The 695-nt window shown below is 39.1% G+C and carries 3 tRNA genes; all 3 read left to right on the top strand.

Annotated elements, in window-relative coordinates:
• Positions 1-44 precede the first annotated feature (44 nt).
• The 3 genes from OIO11_RS11615 to OIO11_RS11605 all read left to right on the top strand — a co-directional run bounded on the left by OIO11_RS11615 (position 45) and on the right by OIO11_RS11605 (position 312).
• Positions 45-120: transfer RNA gene (locus OIO11_RS11615), tRNA-Lys, on the top strand.
• A gap of 21 nt (positions 121-141) precedes the next feature.
• Positions 142-215 (top strand) — tRNA-Gly (locus OIO11_RS11610).
• Between the two features lie 20 nt (positions 216-235).
• A tRNA-Arg gene (locus OIO11_RS11605) sits at positions 236-312 on the top strand.
• Positions 313-695 lie beyond the last annotated feature (383 nt).

The raw sequence follows: 695 nt of genomic DNA, 5'->3' as shown, positions 1-695 counted from the left end.
GACTGCTACATGCGTAGGTTCGAATCCTGCTATCCCAGCCATTTGATTCACTAGCTCAGTCGGTAGAGCACTTGACTTTTAATCAAGTTGTCCGGGGTTCGATTCCCCGGTGGATCACCATTTAAAAATATATAATGATATGCGGGTATGGTTCAATGGTAGAACGTCAGCCTTCCAAGCTGAACACAGGGGTTCGATTCCCCTTACCCGCTCCAATTTCATTTTTTGTATTTAAGCGCCCATAGCTCAGTTGGATAGAGTGGCAGACTTCGAATCTGAAGGTCGTGGGTTCGACTCCCGCTGGGCGCACCATTATCAAGGCTTTTCGAGGTTTCGGAAGGTCTTTTTTTATGCAAATAACACAACCGTAACACAACCCCAATAAAATAACACATTAGATAACACAATTAGAAGAGATTAAATAAAATATAGTCACTAAGGTTTTGGCTGTTGATTTTATTCAATTAAAAAAGAAGCCTTGTGAAAGACTCCTTTAGTTCGTTATATGAGTTGGCTTGATTGCAATGTTGAGGGTAAAAAACAGCATATATATAAGCCTTACAAGTGAGAGTAAGTAAAATATTTTTAGGCAAAAAATAAGGAAAGGCCGCCAGCAATTACCTTGCCGGTAGGCCTTTTATTCATGTCAAAGACTTTTTATAATTATAGTTACCAAACAACAAATATAGAAAGGA

The sequence above is a fragment of the Clostridium sp. ZS2-4 genome (assembly GCF_026719745.1).
Classification (GTDB): Bacteria; Bacillota; Clostridia; order Clostridiales; family Clostridiaceae; genus Clostridium_H.
The sequence above is the reverse complement of the archived record's forward strand: the minus strand, read 5'-3'. Positions and strand labels throughout refer to the sequence as shown.